Annotated in this window: 23 protein-coding genes; 8 read left to right on the forward strand and 15 right to left on the reverse strand. The window is 72.5% G+C overall.

Going from position 1 to position 22,522, the window contains the following annotated elements; all coding sequences use genetic code 11:
* Positions 1 to 14: 14 nt before the first annotated feature.
* The 4 genes from J4030_RS10765 to J4030_RS10780 are packed head-to-tail and all read right to left on the reverse strand — an operon-like array spanning position 15 to position 3,262.
* Entirely contained in the window at positions 15 to 1,214 is a 1,200-nt protein-coding gene (locus tag J4030_RS10765; RefSeq protein ID WP_208049227.1) for an SIS domain-containing protein, read from the reverse strand.
* Between the two features lie 5 nt (positions 1,215 to 1,219).
* A complete protein-coding gene (locus tag J4030_RS10770) occupies positions 1,220 to 1,435 on the reverse strand; it encodes a Trm112 family protein (RefSeq protein WP_208049228.1) in 216 nt (71 codons plus the stop codon).
* On the reverse strand, positions 1,432 to 2,880 hold the full coding sequence (locus J4030_RS10775; protein ID WP_208049229.1) for a phosphomannomutase/phosphoglucomutase: 1,449 nt from the start codon (positions 2,878 to 2,880) through the stop codon (positions 1,432 to 1,434). The genes J4030_RS10770 and J4030_RS10775 overlap by 4 nt, the downstream gene beginning before the upstream one ends.
* A gap of 19 nt (positions 2,881 to 2,899) precedes the next feature.
* Positions 2,900 to 3,262: a DUF3499 domain-containing protein gene (locus J4030_RS10780; RefSeq protein ID WP_208049371.1), complete on the reverse strand. Its 363-nt coding sequence runs from the start codon at positions 3,260 to 3,262 to the stop codon at positions 2,900 to 2,902.
* A gap of 97 nt (positions 3,263 to 3,359) precedes the next feature.
* Here J4030_RS10780 and J4030_RS10785 point away from each other — a divergent pair, with 97 nt between their 5' ends.
* Both J4030_RS10785 and J4030_RS10790 read left to right on the forward strand, forming a co-directional pair.
* The gene (locus J4030_RS10785; protein WP_243763200.1) at positions 3,360 to 3,842 is read left to right on the forward strand and encodes a metallopeptidase family protein; all 483 of its coding nucleotides are present in this window, start codon (positions 3,360 to 3,362) and stop codon (positions 3,840 to 3,842) included.
* A 6-nt stretch (positions 3,843 to 3,848) separates the two neighbouring features.
* On the forward strand, positions 3,849 to 4,676 hold the full coding sequence (locus J4030_RS10790) for an SDR family oxidoreductase (protein WP_208049230.1): 828 nt from the start codon (positions 3,849 to 3,851) through the stop codon (positions 4,674 to 4,676).
* A gap of 3 nt (positions 4,677 to 4,679) precedes the next feature.
* Here the strand turns inward: J4030_RS10790 and J4030_RS10795 are convergent, their stop codons facing one another.
* The 3 genes from J4030_RS10795 to J4030_RS10805 are packed head-to-tail and all read right to left on the reverse strand — an operon-like array spanning position 4,680 to position 9,615.
* A complete protein-coding gene (locus J4030_RS10795; RefSeq protein ID WP_208049231.1) occupies positions 4,680 to 6,143 on the reverse strand; it encodes a DUF5719 family protein in 1,464 nt (487 codons plus the stop codon).
* On the reverse strand, positions 6,140 to 9,289 hold the full coding sequence (locus J4030_RS10800) for a glycosyltransferase (protein WP_208049232.1): 3,150 nt from the start codon (positions 9,287 to 9,289) through the stop codon (positions 6,140 to 6,142). The genes J4030_RS10795 and J4030_RS10800 overlap by 4 nt, the downstream gene beginning before the upstream one ends.
* A 59-nt stretch (positions 9,290 to 9,348) precedes the next feature.
* Complete coding sequence (locus tag J4030_RS10805; RefSeq protein WP_208049233.1) at positions 9,349 to 9,615, reverse strand: WhiB family transcriptional regulator; 267 nt, start codon at positions 9,613 to 9,615, stop codon at positions 9,349 to 9,351.
* A gap of 121 nt (positions 9,616 to 9,736) precedes the next feature.
* On the opposite strand from J4030_RS10805, the gene cofD reads away from it, so the two are divergent.
* Both cofD and J4030_RS10815 read left to right on the forward strand, forming a co-directional pair.
* Positions 9,737 to 10,711 (forward strand): 2-phospho-L-lactate transferase, encoded by a 975-nt coding sequence (gene cofD / locus J4030_RS10810; protein WP_208049234.1) that lies wholly within the window; start codon positions 9,737 to 9,739, stop codon positions 10,709 to 10,711.
* A gap of 3 nt (positions 10,712 to 10,714) precedes the next feature.
* Complete coding sequence (locus J4030_RS10815) at positions 10,715 to 11,794, forward strand: coenzyme F420-0:L-glutamate ligase (RefSeq protein ID WP_208049235.1); 1,080 nt, start codon at positions 10,715 to 10,717, stop codon at positions 11,792 to 11,794.
* On the opposite strand, the gene J4030_RS10820 is transcribed toward J4030_RS10815, so the two are convergent.
* Genes J4030_RS10820 through J4030_RS10835 form a run of 4 tightly spaced genes read right to left on the reverse strand, consistent with a single transcriptional unit; the run spans position 11,769 to position 15,307 of the window.
* Positions 11,769 to 12,695, reverse strand: a complete 927-nt coding sequence (locus tag J4030_RS10820) for a DNA-3-methyladenine glycosylase 2 family protein (protein WP_307864658.1) — start codon at positions 12,693 to 12,695, stop codon at positions 11,769 to 11,771. The genes J4030_RS10815 and J4030_RS10820 overlap by 26 nt on opposite strands.
* Positions 12,692 to 13,453: a hypothetical protein gene (locus tag J4030_RS10825; RefSeq protein ID WP_208049236.1), complete on the reverse strand. Its 762-nt coding sequence runs from the start codon at positions 13,451 to 13,453 to the stop codon at positions 12,692 to 12,694. Before J4030_RS10825 ends, J4030_RS10820 begins: the two co-directional genes overlap by 4 nt.
* A gap of 10 nt (positions 13,454 to 13,463) precedes the next feature.
* The gene (locus J4030_RS10830) at positions 13,464 to 14,438 is read right to left on the reverse strand and encodes a polysialyltransferase family glycosyltransferase (RefSeq protein ID WP_208049237.1); all 975 of its coding nucleotides are present in this window, start codon (positions 14,436 to 14,438) and stop codon (positions 13,464 to 13,466) included.
* A complete protein-coding gene (locus tag J4030_RS10835; RefSeq protein ID WP_243763201.1) occupies positions 14,438 to 15,307 on the reverse strand; it encodes a glycosyltransferase family 2 protein in 870 nt (289 codons plus the stop codon). Before J4030_RS10835 ends, J4030_RS10830 begins: the two co-directional genes overlap by 1 nt.
* Positions 15,308 to 15,356: 49 nt before the next feature.
* Between J4030_RS10835 and J4030_RS10840 the strand changes: the two genes are divergently transcribed.
* Both J4030_RS10840 and J4030_RS10845 read left to right on the forward strand, forming a co-directional pair.
* Entirely contained in the window at positions 15,357 to 16,778 is a 1,422-nt protein-coding gene (locus J4030_RS10840) for a hypothetical protein (RefSeq protein WP_208049238.1), read from the forward strand.
* A gap of 23 nt (positions 16,779 to 16,801) precedes the next feature.
* Entirely contained in the window at positions 16,802 to 18,136 is a 1,335-nt protein-coding gene (locus J4030_RS10845) for an aminopeptidase C (RefSeq protein ID WP_208049239.1), read from the forward strand.
* A gap of 3 nt (positions 18,137 to 18,139) precedes the next feature.
* On the opposite strand, the gene J4030_RS10850 is transcribed toward J4030_RS10845, so the two are convergent.
* From J4030_RS10850 to J4030_RS10865, 4 genes are all read right to left on the reverse strand, one after another.
* Positions 18,140 to 18,478, reverse strand: a complete 339-nt coding sequence (locus tag J4030_RS10850; RefSeq protein ID WP_208049240.1) for a hypothetical protein — start codon at positions 18,476 to 18,478, stop codon at positions 18,140 to 18,142.
* 95 nt (positions 18,479 to 18,573) lie between these two features.
* Positions 18,574 to 19,323, reverse strand: a complete 750-nt coding sequence (locus J4030_RS10855; RefSeq protein WP_208049241.1) for an SDR family NAD(P)-dependent oxidoreductase — start codon at positions 19,321 to 19,323, stop codon at positions 18,574 to 18,576.
* A gap of 77 nt (positions 19,324 to 19,400) precedes the next feature.
* Positions 19,401 to 20,630: an AMP-binding protein gene (locus J4030_RS10860; RefSeq protein ID WP_208049242.1), complete on the reverse strand. Its 1,230-nt coding sequence runs from the start codon at positions 20,628 to 20,630 to the stop codon at positions 19,401 to 19,403.
* Positions 20,627 to 20,878, reverse strand: coding sequence for an acyl carrier protein (locus J4030_RS10865; RefSeq protein WP_208049243.1), 252 nt, complete (start codon positions 20,876 to 20,878; stop codon positions 20,627 to 20,629). Before J4030_RS10865 ends, J4030_RS10860 begins: the two co-directional genes overlap by 4 nt.
* Positions 20,879 to 20,945: 67 nt before the next feature.
* Between J4030_RS10865 and J4030_RS10870 the strand changes: the two genes are divergently transcribed.
* Positions 20,946 to 21,461 carry a GNAT family N-acetyltransferase gene (locus tag J4030_RS10870; RefSeq protein ID WP_208049244.1) on the forward strand — a complete coding sequence of 172 codons (516 nt, stop codon included), beginning with the start codon at positions 20,946 to 20,948 and terminating at the stop codon, positions 21,459 to 21,461.
* Entirely contained in the window at positions 21,445 to 22,521 is a 1,077-nt protein-coding gene (gene pseI / locus J4030_RS10875) for a pseudaminic acid synthase (RefSeq protein WP_208049245.1), read from the forward strand. Before J4030_RS10870 ends, pseI begins: the two co-directional genes overlap by 17 nt.
* Position 22,522: the final 1 nt, after the last annotated feature.

Below are 22,522 nucleotides of genomic sequence, written 5' to 3' on the forward strand. Positions count from 1 at the left end.
CTCACGCCACGCACCTATCCCGCGGAGGGCCGGCCGCGACCGCGGCGGCGGTCGCGCAGATCCGCCACGTGCGGTGACACCGCGGGGTCGACGCCGAGGCCGATGGCCAGGTACGTCGAGGCGAAGTCGACCATCGCGATGTGCTCGGCCAGGCGTACGACGGGATGCCCTGCCGCTGCTACGGATTCGACCACGCGCACGTCGGCCTGTCGCGCCGTCGCCAGGAGGTCGTCGGTCAGTGCCGCGGCCTCGTCACCTTCCGGGGTCGGTGGGGCGGCGGGGGCGTCGCGCAACATCAGCAGCCCGAGACTCGGCTGCGCCGGTCCGTCGAGGAACGGGTCCGCGAAGATGTCCATCCCCGTGCGACCGGCCAGCCCCTGACCGCCACCGGCGGTGAAGGGACCGTCGAAGCACGCGACCACCTGCGACGCGGCATCCGGCAACTCGCCCCACGTGGCCGGCATCCGCGCGGTCCGGGCCAGCATGGACGCCGCCCGCTGCGCTGCGACACCGGTGAGCGGGTTGTCCCCGAGGACCACCGGCACCGTCTCGGCCAGCTGGACCGCCATCAGTTTGGCCGGGTTCACGAAGGACTCCGACGACGGTCGGCAGGTCTCGGCCTGCTCGTCCAGCCGCGCGGCGATCTGCGGGAAGACCGCATCGGGCACGTCGGCCAGGCCGAGCACGTCGGCGGCCAGCAGCACCGGAGTCAGCAACGACCACAGCGATGTCCGGCTCGAGGTGCGACCGCGTCCGACACTGACGTGCACGCCGCGGGCCCGGTGCGCGGCCTCGGCCAGCGGAGAGTCGTCGGCGCCGACGGTCAGCAGCGCGGTGCCGCGGCGTGCCGCCTCGTGAGCGATCGCGACCGGCCCGTCCGCGGTCCCCGACAGCGATACGGCGATGACCAGGTCCAGCGGGCCGACCCACCCGGGCAGCGGGAGGTTGCGCCGCACGGTGACCGGTACCGGCGAACCGGGCTCGGCGAGGAGCTCCAGCACGTCGGCCACGACCGAGGACCCGCCGAGGGCGGCCACCAGCACCGACCGGGGGCGTTCGCCGTACGCGACGCGCTCGACGCCGGCCTCCCGACTGAGGGTGACCGCCTCGCGCACCTGCGCGCCCGCGGTCGCCAGCGAGCGCAGGCTGTCGCGCGAGTCGCGCCAGCGCAGCTCTTCCGGATCGTCGATCCAGGACTCTTCGAGGAAGGGCACCGTGCTCAGCCGCGGATGAGCCGTGCTTCGTCGGCGAGCAGGACGGGGATGCCATCGGTGATGGGGTACCCACGCCGCACACCCTCGGCGTCACACGACTGCGCGCACTGCAACTCCGGCGACCCGTCCGGGGAGGTCGCGTCGACCAGCGCCCCGCGGCAGACGGGGCATCGCAGGATCTCGCGGAGCCACGGTTCGAGACGCGGTTCGATAGTGCTCATATCGGTTGGATCTCCTTGTCGTGAATACGAATCCGGGTCAGCGCCGCGTCGCGTACGGCGGCCATGGTCGCCTCGTCGGCGGCTTCGACGTTCAGTCGCAACAGGGGCTCGGTGTTGCTGCCGCGCACGTTCAGCCACCACATGGGTGCCTCCTCGTGCACGTAGGTCAGCCCGTCGAGGGTGTCCTCGACGACCCCGCCCTGACCGAGCGCCCACTCGCGGACCCGTGCCGCGGCCGCGGCCTTGTCCGCGACCGAGGAGTTGATCTCGCCGGACGTCACATAACGGGTGTACTCCCGCATGACCTCCGAGAGCGGACGCCGGTCTGCGCCCAGGGCGGCCAGTACGTGCAGCGCCGCGAGCATGCCGGTGTCGGCGTACCAGAAGTCCTGGAAGTAGTAGTGCGCCGAGTGCTCCCCGCCGAAGATCGCCTGGTGGTGGGCCATGTCGGCCTTGATGAACGAGTGGCCGACCCGAGTGCGCACCGCGAGGGCCCCGTGCTCGGCGACGATCTCGGGCACCGCCCGGGAGGAGATCAGGTTGTGCACGACGCGGACCTCGTCGGCAGGAGTGCCGGCGGCGACCGCCCGCTCGATCTCCCGGCAGGCGACGAGGGCGGTGACCGCCGACGCGCTGACCGGGTCACCGTGCTCGTCCACGACAAAGCACCGGTCGGCGTCGCCGTCGAAGGCGAGCCCGAGATCGGCACCGTGCATCCGGACGGCCGCCTGCAGGTCGCGCAGATTGTCCGGCTCGAGCGGATTCGCCGGGTGGTTGGGGAAGGTGCCGTCGAGTTCGAAGTACATCGGCACGATCTCCAGCGGCAGCGCCTCCAACCCTGCCCCGGTGCCGAGGACGGCGGGAACGGTGTGTCCCCCCATCCCATTGGCGGCGTCGACGACGACCTTGAGCGGACGGATGCCCCGCAGGTCGACCAGCTGGCGCAGCAGGGCGGCGTACTCGGCCAGGAGATCGCGCTCCTGGACCACCCCGGGCGTGGCGACGGCCGCCGGCTCGCCCTGGTCGAGCCACTCCTGGGCACGGTCGCGGACCTGGTCCAGGCCGGTGTCGGTGCTGATCGGCCGGGCGCCCGCACGGCACAGCTTGATGCCGTTGTACTCCGCGGGGTTGTGGCTCGCGGTGAACATCGCCCCGGGCAGATCCAGCGTGCCGCTGGCGTAGTAGAGACCGTCGGTCGAGCAAAGTCCGATGAGCAGCGCGTCGACCCCTCGCGCCACCACACCCTCGGCGAATGCGGCAACCAGTTGCGGTGAGCTGGGCCGCATGTCGTGGCCGATCACGACGGCATCGGCGCCCTCGGGGATCGCGACCTGTTCGGCGAACGCACCGCCGATCGCGCGGGCCACGTCCTGCGACAGCTGCTGCGGCACCAGGCCCCGTACGTCGTACGCCTTGACGAAGTCGGCGAGGCGGGGGGAGGTCATGGCCGCAGCCTAACGGGGGTCAGGAGCTCGGCAGGATGCGCAACCGCGGCCGTCCCGCCTGGGCCGCCGGATCCGGCGCCGGACGTGCGGGCACCCGCCGTCCGGCCTCGCGCACCGCGTCGGCGAGCGCCGCCAGGTCGTCACCGGACGGGGTCGGGGGCTCCAGGTCGACCGCGAGTCGCACGACGTCCCAGCCGCGCGGCGCCGTGAACCGGGTCGTGTGGGCGGCGCACAGGTCGTATGAGTGCGGCTCGGCGTACGTCGCGAGGGGGCCCAGCACGATCGTGCAGTCCGCGTGCACATAGGTCAGGGTGGCGACCGCCGGCCCCTGACAGGCGCTGCGGTTGCACTGGCGCATCATCACGCGGGGGCTCGGGTGCATCACGTCGTGACCCTAGGCGAGGGCCTCGACACACGGCGATCGGCGCGCCGCGCGACGGTGAGGTCGACATCTCCCAGCCGCTGGATAGGCTCGCGGGATGACTGGGTACGCCGCCTGGCAGGACCTCCGCAGCACCGCAGAGAACGCAGCGGAACCAGGACGAGCTGGACGAGCAGGACACGCGAGCCGCCCCGCCCGTTCGGAGCGGCACGGCCGCGGCATCCGCGGACCCCTGGCCTGGCCGCGCGTGCCGGCGATGCGCACCCGGGCCGAGGAGTTCGACGAGACCGTGCTGAGCGCACTCGAGCGGGTCGAACACCGACTCGGCCGACCCCTGGACATGCTGGAGGTCGCCGTGGAGGACGTGCCGACGCACGACCCGGCGCCCTGGGAGTCCGATGTCGCCCTCGGCCGTACCTTCCCCGGCACCGGCAAGGCCACTCCGCGGGTCGTCATCTACCGCCGGCCCATCGAGGCGCGGGCCGTGGGTGAGGACGAGCTGGCCGACCTGATCGAGCAGATCGTCGCCGAGCAGGTCGCCGGCGTCGTCGGCATCCATCCCGACGACCTGCAGGACTGACCGGCCGTGACCGACCCCACCGCCGCGCCGAATCTGCTGTCCGGACTGCCCCACGTCGGCCGCGCGCCCGTCCTCGTCACCGGGGGTACCGGCACCCTCGGACGTGCCGTGGTCCGCGAGTTGCTCGACTCCGACGTACCGGCCAGGGTCCTGACCCGCCGCGCGGAGGCCGACACCGACGCTCAGGTGTACGTCGGTGATCTGCGCACCGGCGCGGGACTGACCGAGGCTGTCCAGGACGTGCAGGCCGTGATCCACTGCGCGACCAGTCCGCGGGGCCAGGAGGTGGATGTCGACGGGCTCGAGCGGTTGTGCAACGCGCTGGCCGAGCACAATCCGGACGCCCACCTGGTGCAGGTCTCGATCGTCGGATGCTGGGACAGCCCGTTGCCCTACTACCGCGTGAAGGCCGAGGCCGAACGGGTCGTGGGCGAGTCGAAGCGCCCGTACACGATCGTGCGTGCCACCCAGTTCCACGAGTTCGTCGAGCGGATCTGCGGCGTGCACGTCGGGCCCGTGGGCATCGGACTGAGCGGGCTGCGGTTCGCCCCGTGCGACACCGCGTGGGTGGCACAGCGGCTCGTGGACGTGGCACTGGAGACGACGGCGGTCGGCGGCACTGTCGAGCTGGCCGGCCCGGAGGTGCTGAGCGCGCGCGACATCGCCGTGCTCACCGCGCACCTGTCGGGGCGCCCCACACCCCACCAGATCCGGATCCCCCGCATCGGCCGCACTCTCACGGCGCTCGGCACCGGTTCGAACCTGCCCGGTGAGCAGGCGACCCGGGGCGGCCGCTCCTACGCGCAGTGGTGGGCCGACCGCGCCATCGAGTGACGCTCAGCCGCCGGCCGGACGGATCGCGGGAATCTGTGCGGTCAACGGAAGCGGCGCGAGCGCCGTCGTCGCGAACAACGGACCTCCCTGGTCCTTGCCCCGCACACTCACGGCTGCGCGTACCGATCCGGACCGCACGCTCACCCACACCGACGTGGCGGCCGGGAGCCGTTGCAGCAGAGGGGCACCCGCGGTCAACGACCGTGTCGTCGACGTGACCCCGCCCCGGGCGTCGACCGTGCTCACCACCACCTGAGCAGTGGAACTCGTGGCGGTCACTCCGAGCAGCGCGTCGCCGCCGGCCAGCCCGACGGGAAGCCCGGTGCCGGTGAGCGTGCGCGTCACGGGGACGCCGGTGGCCCAGGTGATGTCGCCGACGCCCGTGGCCGTGCTGCGCACCGACGCGGCCGCGACCACCGGCTCGTCGGACAGGACCTGCACGCTGTAGTCGCCGGGCACCAGTCCTCGCAGGCCGATCGAGCCGGTGCGGCCGGCCGGCACGGTGAGCACCTGCTCGGTGGCGATGGCCCCGTCGGAGCCGGTGGCGCGAACGCGGACGACGGCGTCCTGGGTGCCGGGATCGGCGACGCGGACCACGGGCTCGGGGCCGAGAACCGTCACGGCGGGCAGCACCTGGGTGGTGGCGGGGGCCGCGCTGACTCCGGCGGTCTCCTCCCCGATCTGGGTCTCACCGTCCATCCAGACATCGGTGGCGGCGACCGAGACCGGCCCGCCGGACGACGTCACATGGATCACCGGATCGCGTCCGCTGCGCAGCGTGCCGAGTGTGAGGACCACCCGGTGCCCAGGCGCCACCACGGTGCCGGCGACCGAGCCGGGATCGCGTCCGGCGCTCCCCAGGACGGTCGCGGCGACGGTGATCGCGGAGCTGCCGGGGTTGGCCAGCACCAGACGGGTGACCCGGCCGGGTTCGTCGCCACCGGCGAGCACCCAGGCGTCCTGCACCGCGGCAGTGCACTGCAGGAACGACATCCCGCGGGCCGAGCGGATGGAGTCGTAGGAGTACTGGGTCGACGTGCTGCCGGGCGCGAGGCCGCCGGTCGTGTCGAGTCGGATCGCCCGGTCCCCTGAGACGAGGGTGGCCACAGTGCCGGCCCGCGTCGTCCGCACGGCCGCCGCGGCGCCCGGCAACGACACGGCGCTCGCCCCACCATCGCCCGCGGCGCGGACGCCTGCCGGCAGGACGCCGAGCGGTGCGCTGGTGGACAACAGGGTCACCTGCTGCCGCGCGGCCTGCGGATCGGTGCTGCCGTGCAGCCCGCCACGATCGGGTCCGGGGCAGGCGACCGAGGCGCTGCGCAGAGCCGAGGACACACCGGCGGCAACGACCGTGCGGTCGGCCGCACGCGCCAGGTGCACCTGCCCGTCGGCCCTCCCCGCGCCGTAGACCAGGCCCGCCGCGACACCACCGGCGACCAGCACGCGCAGCGCGCCGCCGACCTTCACGAGCCGCTCCCCTGCTCTGCCCGGGCGCCGCGAGCGCCGAACGGGATCGCCAGATAGAGCACCAGGATCAACAGACCGAGCTGCATCCAGGCCAGCCACTCGTGACGGACACCGGCCTCAACGACGAGGTGGCCCCCGGAGGTGGGAAGCGCGTACGTCGGCTGGTTGGCGGACGTCGACGCCGACAGGACGCGACCGTCGAACGTGACCCGGCCGTGGTCGGCCCAACCGCGGCCCTCGGCGAGCACCAGGGTGCGCCCCGGCTGCCCGGCCGGCACGGTCACGTCGGTGCGTCCGTGCTGGGCACGGGAGGCGATCTCCGTCACCGGTCTCCCGCCCTGCGCGATCACCAGACGGCTGCTGCCGACGTCTCCGGCAGCGGTGGCGGCCGGCTCCACCCGCCATACCGACATCGCCCGGTTGCCGGAGAGCTGGGTGAGTCCGGCGGTCGCCGCGAGCGGCGCGTTCAGTCGCTCCACTGCCGCGGACCCGCGCACTACGACGTACCCGACGGCCAACTGGTGCATCAGGCGCGAGCTGTTAGCCCGACCGCCTGCACCGGTCGAGGTGAGCGCGCTGACGGTGGACGCGGTGCGGGTGTCGTACGACGGATCAGGACTGCGCAGGTCGCGCGCCGGCAGCCCGGTCTCCCGCCCGATCAGCTGGTAGGTGACCGCGTCGTTGGACGCCGCGGTCAGCAGGATCGCGCGCGGCGCGTGGCTCGTCGTCAGCTGGCGTTGCACGACCGGTGGCAGAGCGCCGACGGCCGGCACCAGGTCACTCGCCGTCGCGGTCCACACGGCGAACCCGCCGACGACGCAGGCTCCTACGCACGCCACGGCGGCGATGGTGCGCACCCAAGGGCGCCACCGGCCGTCGTCGAGCCCGGCGATCCCCAGCAGCCCGGCGCCCAGCAGCGCGAACGCGTAGACGTCCAGCGCGGGCCCGGACCACGGCGTGGCATCACCCTGGGAGGTCGCGGCGAGCAGCACGTGCGGCGCGGCGAGCGCTGCTGCGAGCCCGAGCAGGCCGACGCCGATCAGTGCCGCGCCGGCTCGACCGAGGCCGGTGCGCAGCAGCCCGATCAGGCCGATCGCCAGCACCGGTACCGCGGCCAGAACGGCGTACGACCCGGCACCGCCGGGGTGCAGCAGAGCCAGCTCCCACGCAGGTATGCCGCCGCCCCGGGTTGGGTCGAGTGCACCTGGGCCCGCCAGCAGCGCGCGGCGGTCGCCGGTGAGCACGTCGCGGGTCCAGGGCGCCAGCAGCACCCACGGCACGACGAGGACCGCGAGCGCACGCAACCGGCCGGCGCCGGGCGCGAGGACCACGCCCGCGAACGCGACGACGCTGCAGGCGATCAGCAGGACGGGCGAGAACGCGCCGGTGAGGGTGACGGCCAGCACCGCGCCGAAGGTCATGGCACCACTCGCGTGCCGCCGGACGGCCGCGAGGGCGCCTGCCAGCGCGAACGGCAGCAGGATGTGCCCCACGACGGCACCGAGGCGGCCCTGAGCGACCGCGGTCGTGAGAGTGGGCAGTGTCGCCCAGAGCACCGCGACGGCCACCCGCGGCCAGCGCGCGGCGGTCGCGGCCCGGCCGGCCCGGTAGGCCACGAGCCCGGACAGCGGCATGGCGGCCACCAGCAGCCAGGCCACGGCGACGGCACCGGACACGTCGTGGTCGACCCACGGCAGCAGACCGACGAGCCACGCCAGCGGCGCGAGAACGAGCAGGTAGGGCGCGTTCGTCCCGGCATGCCCGAGGCCCGGGCCGACCCACGCGTCGCGGTAGGTGCGCCAGATGCCGGTCGCATCGGTGTCGAAGGGCAGCAACTGGCCGCCGGCCAGACCACGCCCGGTGCCCGTCAGGGCTCCGCTGGTCAGCAGGTCACGCCACAGGACGCCGCTCGCGACGGCCAGCAGCAGCACGAGGAGGCCGGCAGGGCCGAGAAGCGAACGGGCGACGGGCCCGCGTTCGACCCGCAGCTCCTCGGCGTCGGCGGGGACCGGGCCGGTCTCCGCGGCGACGGTGCCGCTCCCCCACGGACTGCGGGAACGCCCACCCGTCCCATCGCGCAGACCGTCGTACGCCGCACGCACCGCTCCCGCGGCGGGGACGAAGAGCCCTCGCAGATTGCGTCGGCGGGTGGTGCCGCGGCGGAAGAAGCGGCCACGGGCGCCGAGGATGCGCAGGATCCCGAGCGGTGCGCCGGCTTGGACCAGTTCGATTCCGGCGCGGCGGGGCTGCTTGCCGAGCAGCAGCACCAGGGCCAGCAGCAGCGAACTGAGCATGGTCCAGATCGCGAGGAACGGCATGCCGAGCAGGCTGGCTCGGGCCAGCGCCACCTGGCGGTGTCGACGCAGCGTGGTCGCGTCACGACCGGCGTCGCTGGCGACCTGTCGCACCCGTGCCGCGGGGACCACGACGACGGAGTGACCGATCAGGTGCGCGCGCCAGCCGAGGTCGAGGCCGTCGCCCTCGCCGTCGAAGGCCGGGTCGAAGCCGCCGAGGGTGTTGTAGGTGTCCTGCCGCACCAACATGCCGGCGCTGCTCACCGACAGCACGTCGCGGCGGTGGTCGTGCTGGCCCTGGTCGGTCTCACGCGTCGCGGCACCGACGTGCCGCCCGGCGCGGGTGACGTCGGTGCCGATGTCGAGCAGAAGTGTCGGGTCGGCCGCATCGACCACCTTGCACCCCGCGATGCCGACCCGCTCGGACTGCGCGACGACGGCGGTCAGTTGTGCGAGGGCAGCGGGATCCGGTGCGGAGTCCTCGTGCAGTAACCACAGCCAGTGCGTGCGATCACGCGGCCGGACCGGGCGACGACCCGCCCGGCCACCGGCCCGGCGGGCGACGACCAGGTCCTCGCCGGGTGCGGGGAGGGCATCGACAGCCGTGTCCACCATCGCGGCGAACGACGCGTGGCGCGGGACTACGACGACCGACACCTGCGGGTAGGCGTCGCGCAGCCGTTCGTGATCGTCGACGTAGCCGCGCATCATCCGGTCGGCGGTGGCGTCGACGACGACCAGACGATCCGGTGGCCGCGTCTGCTCGACCAGCGCCGCACAGGTGGCGTCGAGGAAGGCGGGGCGGTCCAGGCCGTCGGTGTGCCCGCCGCGCACGACGAGCAGGGCCGTCACGAGACCACCGGTGCGCTCGTCCTCTGACGGCGGCCGGGACGAGCGGGTCTGCAGCGTGCTCAGACCGCGCGCTTCTTCAACTTGCGGCGCTCACGCTCAGAGAGGCCGCCCCAGATACCGAACCGCTCATCGTGAGCGAGCGCGTATTCGAGGCACTCGGCCTGCACGGTGCACCCCACGCAGACCTTCTTGGCCTCGCGGGTCGAACCGCCCTTCTCGGGGAAGAACGCCTCCGGGTCGGTCTGCGCGCAGAGCGCGCGTTCCTGCCAGGACAGCTCCCCCTCGTCGTCAGCGCCGTCTCCATCGATCAAAGCAAATTCCTGCACGGGGTCCTCCAAAACCGACCGGAAACGACACCGCTAATTACACGCGTGTCATTACCCCGAGTCAAGCCCGGATCGTGGTCCACTGCGCTGCTTTTCGACGGCACAGGTGATGATGGCGACCATGCACATAACTGCTCTCGCTGGGGGCGTAGGAGGCGCACGATTTTTGCGCGGCCTGCTGCACCACCTGCAGACCCGTCCGGGTGGCCCGCACAAGGTCACGGTGATCGCCAACACCGGCGATGACATCACCCTCTTCGGACTGCGCGTCTGCCCGGACGTCGACACCCTGCTCTACACCCTGGGCGGTGGGGTCCACGAGGGCCAGGGCTGGGGCCGCGCCGACGAGACGCACGCGGTGCAGGGCGAGCTCGCGGCGTACGGAGCGTCGCCGCAGTGGTTCGGTCTCGGTGACCGCGACTTCGGCACGCACATCGTGCGCAGTCAGTGGCTCGGTCAGGGGCACACCCTGAGCGAGGTCGTCGGGCGTCTCGCGACCCGTTGGGGACTGCCCGACCAGGGCGTGGAGCTGCTGCCGATGACCGACACACCGGTCGAGACCCACGTCGTGATCGACGACGAGGACGGGCAGCGCGCCGTGCACTTCCAGGAGTGGTGGGTGCGGATGCAGGCCGCGGTGCCCGCGCAGCGGTTCGTGGTGGCCGGACTGGACCGCGCGACGCCCGCACCGGGCGTGCTCGACGCGATCCGGCAGGCCGACGTGGTGCTGCTGCCGCCGAGCAACCCCGTCGTCTCGATCGGCATCATCCTGTCGGTGCCCGGCGTCCGGGATGCGCTGCGGGGCACGGGAGCTCCCGTGGTCGGCGTCTCGCCCCTCGTCGGTGGAGCACCCGTGCGCGGGCACGCGGACGCCTGCCTCGCCGCGCTCGACGTGCCGGTCACGCCCGTCGGTGTCGCCGGTCTCTATGCCGACTTCCTGTCCGGATGGCTCGTCGACGAGGGCGACGCGGCCGCGCGGTACGACACCCGGCTGCAGGTACGCGCCGTACCCCTGCTGATGACCTCGGTCGAGGCGGCGGGCGCGATGGCCGGGGCCGCCCTCGACCTGGCGGCCGAGCTGCCCCGACGGGACTGAGGGGTGGCCACCGCTGAGCTGCGGGTCACCCCGCTGGCGGGCCTGCCGGAGATCACGGCCGGTGACGACCTCGCCACCGTGATCGCGGCCGGTCTGACGGCCGCGGACCTCGCGCTGCAGGACGGCGACATCCTCGTCGTGACCAGCAAGATCGTCTCCAAGTCCCTCGGCCTCTATGCCGATCCGACCGACCGCGAGTCCCTGGTGCTCGCGCAGTCGTCGTCGGTGGTGGCCGAACGTCGCACGCCTGACGCGATCACCCGGGTCGTCGCGGCACGCAGCGGCCCGGTCATGGCCGGCGCCGGCATCGACGCCTCCAACGCCTCCGACACGCAGGACGAGCGGCTGCTGCTGCTCCCCCGCGACCCGGACGGGGCCGCGCGCGACCTGCACGAGCGGCTGGCGGCACTGGTACCGACGAGGTTCGCTCTGGTGCTCAGCGACACCTCCGGCCGCGCGTGGCGCGCCGGCCTCACGGACTTCGCGCTCGGCTGCAGCGGGCTGGCCGCCCTGGAGGATCTGCGCGGCCACGCCGACACCCACGGCCGCGATCTCGCGGTGACGGTGCGCAACCTCGCGGACGAGATCGCGTCCGCAGCCGACCTGGTCAAGGGCAAGCTGGACCGGGTGCCGGTGGCGATCGTGCGCGGGCTCGACCATCTGGTGCAGGCACCTCAGGACGGCATCCCGGCTCGGGACCTGGTGCGCTCCGGGCCCGGCGACTGGTTCGCGCTCGGCCGTGCCGAGGCGGTCCGCGACGCACTCGGCGTACCCGCGGGGAGCGATCTCTCCCGGCAGCTGGGCATCGAGTCGGTCCTGCCCGAGCCGCTGGTCGACCGCGTCGCCCGCGCCGTGCGGGTGGCACTGAGCGCCGACGACGAGGTGGGCGTGGACCTCGACGCCTCCGGCGAGTCCGTCACGCTGACCGCGGGCGATCTGCTGGCCCTCGGCCGGGTGTGGGCCCGGATGGAGGTCGCACTGGCCGGTGAACGGCTCGGCTGCGAAGGGTCGCCCGCGGACCTGGTCGTCACGCTGCGGGTGCGCGAGCGGTCGGCCTCTACGGCAGGTGGGTCGGCAGGGTGATCCGCGCTCCGCGACGCGGCTTGGTGAGGCCCCCGGCCGTGACGAGGTACTGCACCCGGTAACGGTGCCCGACGTACGGCACGAGCAACCGTTCCAACTGCACGTCGTCGACAGCGTCCCCCGTGAGCGCCCAGCCGATGTCCGCGGCCACGTGGTAGTCGCCGAAGCTGACCGCGTCGGCGTCGCCCAGGGCCCGCTGCACCGTCTCGGCGACCGTCCACACCCCCACTCCGGGGATCGACCCCAGACGCCGCCAGGCGGTCTGCAGCGGCAGCCGCTCCAGCTCCTCCAGCCGGTGCGCCACCTGCAGCACCCGCATCACGGTGTCGGCGCGCTGGGCGTCGACGCCGGCGCGCAGCCACTCCCAGGACGGGATCCGGCGCCAGCCCGCGACGTCGGGCGGGCACATCAGGCCCAGGTCCGCGCCGGGGCCGGGTGCGGGGCTGCCGTAGCGGCGTACCAGCGTCCGGTACGCCGCGAACGCCTGCTTACCGGTCACCCGCTGCTCGATGATCGCGGGCACCAACGCCTCGAGCACGAGGCCCGTGCGGCCGACCCGCCAGTGCTGCAGCCGTTTCGCGGCATCACGCAGCTCGTCGTGGTGCACCTCGAAGGTGCTGACGTCGTCGCCGTCGCCCAGCCAGGCGGGCAGCGCAGCCGCACACCAGGCGGCGCCGGGCCCCCAGGCCTGCAGAAGTGCCCGATGGGCTCGCTCGCCGTCGGCCTCGCGCCACACCCGCACCGTCGCCGGCCCATCGGGGGTGAGCAGACCGCGCCAGAGAGCACCGTCGTGCACCCGCCAGGTGGGATCGCCCGCGCCGCGGCGCAGCGGGCCGAGGATCGCCCGGATCGGCACCGGCCGGCCGGGCTCCCACGTGGCGGTCTGGGGCCCCGGACTCACCTGCGTCGGAAGGCCAGCAGCGCCAGACCGAAGGTGTCGCTCTCATCGATGCGCGCCACCTGGCGGGCGCGGGCGCCCTCGTGCAGGTCGAGGTCGCCGAGCAGCGACAGGCCCTGCTCGTCGGCACGGGCGACCAGGGAGCGCAGGTCGGCGACCGACAGGGCGCCCACGTCGGACGGGCCGAGCCGCACGGTGATCGCGACGACCCCGCCGCGGCGCAGCGCGCCGGCCGCGCGCGCGAGGTCGGCGTCGACCGTCTCGGCGACGCTGGAGTGGGGGTGCAGCCGCGCGACCAGGTCGACCGACTGCGGATCGATCGTGGTCCCCACGACCTCCGGGCGCATGACGTCGACGTGGACGGGCTCGAACCCGGCCGTGACCGCCCACCGGGAGAACACCGATCGCGCGCCGGCGGTGTCGACCACCACGGCTCGGCGTCGACCGTCGTCGATGACCCGCAGGAGGGCCGCGAGGCCACCGAGTGCCGCCCAGGCGGCGGTGTCGTCCAGGGTGCGCGGCAGGCCGAGGCGGCGCGCACGGCGACGGGCGGCACGAGCGTCGGCACCGTCCACGAGCAACGCCGTCACGCGTACGTCGGACACGTTGGCGGCCCCCAGCGAGGTGGCCGCCTCAGGGGGCCGGGGGATCTTCCCGGCCGCGCCCCGGGCACCGAGCGCGGCTGCGCGAGCTCGTCCGAAAGCCTTCTGCACGGTCGGCGAGGTCGCGATCCGACCCGCCGCGGTGGAGTTACCTATCACCCCGTCGACTCTAGCCCGCGGGTAGGTCACCGGCCTCGACCGCCGCGGGAAGGTAGCGCCGCAACAGTCCGCGCTGGTCGGCACCCAGCTGCTCCTCCAGGTGCTCCAGGCCCGGCACCAGGAGGCGCCATGCGCGCAGCTCGTGCAGGGCCGCGAGGTTGAGCAGGGCGGTGCTCGATCCGCCGACGACGGCCGCGCTGCCCACGACCCGCCCGTCCAGCTCCGCGGGCAGATCGCTGACGAGGGTCTCGAAACCGGCGTAGCGGGAAGGGTCCTCGGACGGGTGCGGCCGTACGACGAGTCGCAGACCCGTCGCTGCGACCCGGTCGCGGACCTCTGCCACGTGCGCCAGGTAGGAGGCCTGCGGCAGCGCACCCATCTCGACCCAGGGCTGGGTGAGCAGCACGACACGGTCGGCGCCGTCGCCGTCACCCTCGCTCGTGCGGGATCGGAACTCCGCGGCGATCACCGGGTCCAGGGCCCAGTCGCGGGCCGCGTCGTACATCGCGAAACGTCGGGTGGTCAGCACCCGGTCGGCGAGTTGCACGGCGCTCGTGCGCACCGAGCACCACGGCTCGCGCACGCCCTGCCGCAGCCAGGCGTCGTGCCGGGTGCGCCAGGTGCCGTAGCTGCCGATCCCCTCGTCGGTCACCACCACCCGGATCCGGGTCAGGCCGGCGCGCCGGCGCAGCTCGACCCACGGGCGGATCCCGGGAGCGCCGACCGCCACATAGACGAGCTCCTCGCCGCCGGGCGACACGGCATCGAGGCGGTCGAGCATCCGGATCCGCAGCCGCGGATCGTCCGGCAGCAGCCGCGCGACGTCGGACGCGTCGACCGTGGCAGTGCCGAGGAACGTGCCGCCGCCGAGGTAACCGACGTCGACGAGGTCACCCGGAGCGGTGGCGTCCAGGGCGGTGCGCAGGTAGGCGGACACGTGCACCAGGTGGGTGCGGCTGCGTACGCCGGTGACGACGACCCGCATCAGATGACCGGCGGCCGACCGGCCCGGGTCAACCGGCCGACCGTGCGCCAGGACATCGGCGCGCGCTCGCCGGGATCGGTGGTCCAGCCCTCGCGAAAGCCGTCCAGCCAGACCGAGCGCGACCGCGCGTCGGGCACCCGCAGCATCATGACGCCGGTCCACGTGGCGAGGTAGACGGGCACCAGCGGGAGGGGCAGCCGCCGCCGCGCGACCCACACTCGGTTGCGGGCGTTGGTGCGGTAGAAGATGTCGTGGCGTGCGGCGTCCGTGGAGGGGTGGTGCACCACGACGGAGGGTACGTACTCGATGCGCCAGCCGGCGTCGACGAGTCGCCACGCCAGGTCGATGCCCTCGTGGCCGAAGAAGAAGAGGCCCGGCCATCCGCCGACCTGCTCGAACGCCGTGCGCCGGATCATGAAGACGGCTTCCCAGAACCACGTCGCCGACCCGGCCCGACCACCGTCGCGTACGTCGAACCGCGGCACCCACCGCCGCGGCGCGGGCTTGCCGGTCGGATCGGCACCCCGGGGCTGCGCGACCGCGACGCGCGCGTCCGCCGCGATCACCGCAGCGAGCCGGGAGAGCACGTCGGTCGTCGGCAGTGACGCGTCGTCGTCGTAGAAGTAGAGGAACTCGCCGCGGGCCTCGTGCGCCCCGACGTTGCGGCCCTGCGGGATGCCGACGTTCTCCGGCAGGTGCACGGTGCGCACCCAGTCCGGCAGGCCGCTCGGCTCCCAGCCGTTGCCGACCAGGACGACGTCGAGATCGACGTCCTCCTGAGCCCGCAGCGTGCGCAGCGCCTCGGTGAGCTGCACCGGACGGTCGCCCATGTGCAGCAGCACCACGCCGATCGTGGGGGTCGTCGCCATCAGCCGCGAATCCTCCTCGATCGGTGCGGGACCGCCCTAGGCTACGAGGATGACCAACGACGGCCAGCACCCAGGCGTCGGTCCCACCCTCCTCGGCGGCGAGATGACCGGGTGGCGCGACGGCATCGACCCTCCGACGGCGCTCACCGAGTGGGTCGCCGCCGTCCTTGCCGAGGCCGAGGGCAGCGTGCTGCTGATCGGCCCCCGGGCGGCCACGCTCGCGCGCCGGCTGGGCGACCGCGCCACGGTGCTGGTGCGGGGCACCATCGACGCGGTCCGGTTGCACGCCGAGGGCATCGACGTGCGCTGCGGTGGACTCGACCGGCTGCCGCTGCGATCGGCGTACGACACGGTGGTCGTCCTCGATCCACCGGAGCGCGTGCTCACCCCCGACTCCCCGGGCCTCGGGCACTTCGACGTCCTCGACCTCGCCGTGTCGCACGCCGACGGCCGGTTCATCGCCTACGTGCCGAACGCCCTTGCTGCCGAGAACCTTTCACAGGGTCGGGCATCGGGCGACGCGTCCTGGTGGGTCGGCACTCCCGGGTACGACGACCGCCCGCCGGTGCGCGCGGACCTGCCCGAGTCCGCGTCCCATCTCGTGCTGGGCGACACGGTGGTCCTGGACAGCACGCAGGTGACCGACCCGCTCGCGACCACCACGGTGCGCGCCGCACTCGCGGCCCACCAGGAGTGGCTCGACGTCGTCCACGCCGGTGCCGTGCGCCAGCTCGCCACCGGCTGGGTCCTGGTCCGCGGCCGGGAGCTGGCCACCCGGCCGGCCGTCTTCGCCCCGACGCTGCCGGACTCCTCCCAGACCGAGGGCGAACCGCTCGAGGTGCCGCTCATCGCCGCCCTGCGGGCCGGCGACCACGATCGGATCCGTCGCTTCGTGGTTCTCTACCGCGAGCACGTCGAGGGACTGCCTGACGAGTATCGAGGGCATGCCGTGCCCCGCAACACGGTGGTGGTGGCCGACGGCTCCCTCGCCCCCCGGGTGAGCATCGCGGCGGAGCCCGTGGCCGCACCCGTGGCCGTGGCGCACGGCCTGTGGGACGTCGCCGCTCTGGTCGCCGGCACCGCGGCGCACCCCTACCCTCCGGAGCTGAATACCGCCGGGGTCGCACACGAGCTGGGCATGCTGACCGGCCAGGCCGGCCTGGACGACGACGCGTGGCGCCACGCGGAGAAGCTGCGCTACGAGGTGGCGCTGCCCACGCGCCACCTGCGAACCGTCACGGGCGAGGAGAACTCGCGGATCGCCCAACTGGAGAGTGCGCTGCGAGAGCGTCAGGTGAAGATCGACTACCTGGAGGACCTGGCCACCCGGCAGGATCGCCGGATCCGTGCGCTCGAGCACGCGATCGAGACCGAGCACGGGCCGCGCGCCCGGCAGGCGCTCTTCGTCATGACCGCGCCCACGTCGCGTTTGGTCGAGGCGGCCCGGAACCGGATCAACAAGTCCGGCTGAGCGATGCGTGGGACGATGACGCGATGAGCGACGTGCCCACCTCTGCCCTGACCTCCGACGATCTCGACCTGCTGCGCAAGGAGTTCGACGCCTCCCCCACGCATCGGATCGTCCAGAACGCGCTGACGAACGCCGCGCTCTCGGACGTGGCGCTCGATCGCGGGATCGTGACCCGTACCGACACCTCGATGTCGCATCGGTTGGACGACTGGAAGGTCACCAACCAGGAGAAGAGCGGGCGGTGCTGGCTCTTCGCCGGGCTCAACCTGCTGCGCGTCGGCGCCGCGCGGCGGATGGGACTGAAGGACTTCGAGTTCTCCCAGAACCACCTGCTCTTCTGGGACAAGCTCGAACGCTGCAACTACTTCATGGACTCGGTGGTGCGGCTGCGCGACCGACCGGCCGACGACCGGACGCTCGGCTTCGTGCTCGACGAGGTCATGGGCGACGGCGGCCAGTGGAACATGTTCGTCGCACTGGTGCACAAGCACGGACTGGTGCCGAAGTCGGCGATGCCGGAGACGCGGTCGTCCTCCGAGACCGGCCCGATGAACGGTGTCCTGCGCTCGTTGCTGCGCCAGGCAGCGCGCGACCTGCGCGCCGCGAAGACCAAGGACGTCGAAGGGGTTCGCGCCCAGGTCATGTCCACCGCGTACCGGATCCTCGCGATGCACCTCGGCACTCCGCCGGAGAGCGTGGAGTGGCAGTGGACGGACACCGACAAGCAGTTCCACCGCGACGGCGTGCTCACCCCGCAGGAGTTCCGCGACCGGTACGTCGAGCAGGATCTCGGCGACTACGTCTGCCTCGTCGACGATCCTCGCGAGAGCAGCCCGCGCGGAGCGACCTTCACCGTGGACGAGCTGGGGAACGTCGTGGGCGGCGTGCCCGTGCGCTACCTCAACGTCGAGCCCGACCTGCTGAAGAGCATCGCGGCCGCCTCGATCCGCGACGGCGAGCCGGTCTGGTTCGGTTGCGACGTGGGCAAGATGATGGCGGGCGACCGGGGCATCTGGGACGCGCGGCTCTACGACTACGACGGCATCTACGACACGTCGTTCGCGCTGGACAAGGCCGGTCGTCTGGAGTTCCACGACACCCTCATGACCCACGCGATGCTGCTCACCGGTGTCGACCTGGACGGCGACACACCGCGCAAGTGGCGGGTGGAGAACTCCTGGGGCGACAGCAAGGCCGATCAGGGCTTCTACACGATGAACGACTCGTGGTTCGCGCCGTACGTCTTCGAGATCGCCGCGCACAAGAGCCGCCTGCCGCAGGAGCTGCAGGACGCCTTGCAGCAGGAGCCGATCGTGCTGCCTGCCTGGGACCCGATGGGCGCGCTCGCGAACGGCTGAGACTCAGGGTGTACGGGCGGCGCCACAGGACACTGTTACGCCGCCTGTCACCTCGTCAGCTAGCAGCACCGTACGCAACGCCACCCGCGCCGCGAGTTCGTCGGGGACCTCGAGCCCCGGCCATGCCAGCCAGGACAGCACCGGCAGGTCGAGCAGTTTGGCGACCGTCTCCGCGCGGGTCCACCGCGGCCAGACGACCGCAGGGTCGTCGGTGCCCGCACGACGTGCGAGTCGCGCCGAGACGACCGCTCCGGCGGGCTCGGCGTCGATCGCCCGATCCACGCCCGGTCGGCCCGGGGCCACCCACACGACGCCGCGTCCGTCCGGCAGATAGGACCGCACCCCACCGAGCGCCCGCGCCGCCGTCGGCGATGGCGCCAGCTGCAGGTGCGCCGGATCGGCATACGCCGCAACGTAGGCCGCCGGGTCGAGCGGACTCAGATGCTGCCGCCGCCGTCGATGGTCAGGACCTGGCCGTTGATGTTGGTGTCGTCGAAGAGCAGCGAGCGCACGACCGGCGCGATGTTCTCGGGTTCGACCAGGCGGCCGGTCGGCGTGCGCCGGGTGATCGTCGACAACTGCTCGGTGCCGAGCACGGAGGACATCTCGGAGGCGAAGAATCCCGGTGCCACGGAGTTGACCAGGAAGCGGCCGTGCATTTCCCGCGCCAGGGTGCGCATCGCCGAGTCGAGGCCGCCCTTGGTGGCGGAGTAGGTCACCAGACCGGAGTAGCCGCGCTGTGCGCAGACCGAGGTCACCATCACGATGCGGCCGCGTCCGGACTTGGCCATCGCGTGCCGCAGGAAGGCGCGAACCACCAGCAGCGGGGCCGTGAGGTTGGTCGCGACGATGGCCGCGATGCGCTCGGGCGAGGTGTGCACGTGCAGCGAGTCCTGGCCGATCGCAGCGTTGTTCACCAACGCGTCGATCGGGCCGAGGTGCGCGGCGGCCTCCTTGATGAAGGTGCGCACCGCCTTCTCGTCGGTGATGTCGACCGACCCGATGTGCACGTCGTCCGGCCGGTCCGCGGCGAGCTTCTCCAGCTCGGGAGTGATGGTGCGCGCGAACGTCGCGACTTTCGCGCCGGCGTCGAGCGCGTCCTGCACGAGCGCGAGCCCGAGCCCGCGGGAACCGCCGGACACCAGGACACAGCTGGCGCGCGGAATGGCAGTTGAACTCTCAGACATGGAAGTTCGCAATCTCCTTCACAAGGATCGGGGTCCCCGCGAAGTATCGGAGCGGAGCGGAGAACTTCGTGGGGTGATCAGACATCAGATTTCAGGGACTCCTTGATGGGGATCTCGGGCAGCACGCGCAACCGGCGCGGCACGGAGTAGTCCGGCAGCCGCGCGGCGCACCACTGCAACAACTGGGCCTCGGTCACAAGGTCGCCGCTGCCGGAGAGCACGACCTGCGCGGTCACGACGTTGCCCACCAGGGGCGCGCGGCGTCCCTTCACGGCGGCCCAGGCGACGCCCGGGTGGGAGAGCAGCACGGCGCGTACGCCCGATGCGGACGCCTTGGAGCCGCCGACGTTGATCTCGTCGGACGCGATCCGTCCGGTGATCAGCACCCGGTCGTCCACGATCTCGGCGCGGTCGCCGGTGTGGATCTGGGCGTCCATCCCCTCGGCGGCCTTGGCCGAGGCGATGATCAGTTCACCGTCCTGCACGCTCAGCCGGGGCCGTCCCGGGGTCTCGCGGTCCAGCCATGCGGCCGGGAACCCGGCCTTGCCGTCATGCACCGCGATCGCGGCGCCCGCTTCGGAGGAGGCGTAGATCCACGAGATGCGCGCGTCCGGGTAGACCTCGTGCAACCGGTCGAGGATCGCCTGGTCGACGGGTTCGCCGCCGAGGGTGACCTGTTGCAACGGCACCGTGGAAAGGGTGTCGACCGCGCGGAAGATGGCCTGCCGCCAGAAGGTCGGCGTGCCGGACGCGGCGGTGACACCGTGTTCGGCGGCTAGCGCCGGCCACCCGTCGATCTGGTCGGGTTCGACGAAGACGACGTCCTGTCCGGGCACCTGGATCGAGAGGGTGACCACCTGCCACCAGGCGTAGGCGCCGGTGGCGTAGGGGCACAGCCAGGTGCGCGCCGGCTGGTCGGTGCCCACCGTGGTGAGGGAGTCGAGGGTGTGTGCGACCTGCTTCGGACGCCCGGTCGAGCCGCTCGTCAGCAGCCAGATGCGACCGGGATCGGCGGGTCGCTCGGTGACCGCGGGCTCGATGTCCGGCGGCCGTACGACGGCCAGCCCGGACTCGCGGAAGCCCTGCTCCTGCTCGGCGCCGATGCGCGACTGTGCCGCGACGAGCGTCTCGCGGCGGTCGGCCTCCAGGACGTGCTGCCACACGGCACGGGCCGCCTGCGCGTTGTCGCGGACGAGGTACGCCGCAGCGTCCGGCACGTCGGGCGCCGCCTCGATGTCACGCCACCGGCCGACGTACCCGCGGGAGACGACGCGGTTGTCCGCGCCGGCAGGCAGCCGGTCGCTCACGCCTGCTGCAACTGGTCGATGAATGTCAGTACGTCCCCCACCGTCTCGATCGAACGCAGGCCGGGAGCATCGAAGTTCAGCTCCTCGTCCAGCTCGTCCTCGACACGCAGCGCGAGCTCGGAGAAGTCGAGGGAGCGGAAGCCGATGGTCTCCAGCAGCGCGGCGTCCTCGGCGGGAAGTTCCTTGCCCTGCGCGGCGAGGACCTCGCCCATCATGCTGCGGACCTGGTCACGGGGAAGGGTGGTCATGGCGATGTAGTCTAGACATCCGTCCGCCACCCGTGATCCGTCCCTGACCAGCCCTGCCGGAGGCTCGATGCTGCGCCCTGCCACCGAGGTGGACAAGGAGTCCGTGCGCGCCTGGCGCAACCACCCCGCGGTGCGTGCCGTGTCGCTCACACGAGGTGTCATCTCCCCCGAGGAGCACGACCGCTACTGGGCCGCACTGCAGGACGATCCGACGCGCATCGTGCTCGTGTACGAGCGCGGCGACACCCCTTCCGGCGTCGTCACCTTCTTCGACCTTGAGGACGGCCCCGACGAACGCCGGGCCGCATGGGGGTACTACCTGGACAACGACGGGCTCGACGCGCGCGGCGAATTGCTCCCGGCCTGGATCCAGATCCAGCGTGAGGCGGTGCGGTACGCGTTCGGCGAGTTGGGCCTGGACCAGCTCGACGGCGAGGTGCTGGACGCCAACGAGGCGGTCCGACGGATGAACACCCGCAACGGGTTCGAGGAGATCTCGGCGACCGAGCACACCATCGATGGCGAACGCGTGCTCGTGCACACCATCCGACGCAGGAGGCAGCCCCATGACATCAGCAAGTGACAGCCCGACCACTTCGAACATCCGGATCGGCAACCACGACATCGGCCCCGACCAGCCGCCGTTCATCATCGCCGAGATGTCCGGCAACCACGACGGTTCCCTGGACAAGGCCCTGGACATCGTCCGGATGGTCGCAGCGTCCGGTGCGCACGCCCTCAAGCTGCAGACCTACAAGCCCGAGACCATCACCATCCAGTCCGATGCCCCCGACTTCCGGCTGTCCCAGGGCCACGAACTGTGGGGCGGACGCACCCTGTGGGATCTGTACGTCGAGGCCCACACCCCCTTCGAGTGGCACGAGCCGATCTTCGCCGAGGCGCGCAAGCACGGCCTGACCGTCTTCTCCTCCCCCTTCGACCCCACGGCCATCGACCTGCTCGAGTCGCTGGACACCCCGGCGTACAAGATCGCGAGCTCGGAGATCGTGGACCTACCGCTGATCCGGCTGGCCGCCAGCAAGGGCAAGCCGATCATCATCTCCACCGGCATGGCGTCGGTCGGCGAGATCTACGCCGCCGTGGAGGCCGCCCGCAGCACGGGCAACGACCAGATCGTCGTGCTCGCCTGCACCGCCAACTATCCAGCGGACCCCGCGGAGTCCAACCTGCGCGGGATCCCGGTGATGCGCGACGCGTTCGGCACCCTCATCGGCTACTCCGACCACACCATCGGCATCGGCGCGCCGATCGCGGCCGTGGCGCTCGGTGCGGTCGTCGTGGAGAAGCACGTGACGCTCTCGCGCGAGGGCGGCGGCGTCGACTCGGCGTTCTCCTCCGAGCCCGACGAGCTCGCGGCCCTGGTCAGCCAGACCGAGATCGCCTGGAAGTGCCTGGGACGACCCCGCATCGGCGCCCGCCAGCAGGAGAAGGAGGGGCTGCGCTTCCGGCGTTCCCTCTACGTGGTGCAGGACGTCAAGGCCGGCGACACCGTGACGGCGGACAACGTGCGGTCCATCCGCCCCGCCAACGGCCTCCCGCCGGACGACTTCCAGAACGTCGTAGGGCGGACCTTCGCCCATGACGTCGCCCGTGGCACGGCGCTGTCCCTGGATCTGATCTAAC

It is taken from the genome of Allobranchiibius sp. CTAmp26 (assembly GCF_017565405.1).
In the GTDB taxonomy this organism is placed as follows: domain Bacteria; phylum Actinomycetota; class Actinomycetes; order Actinomycetales; family Dermatophilaceae; genus Allobranchiibius.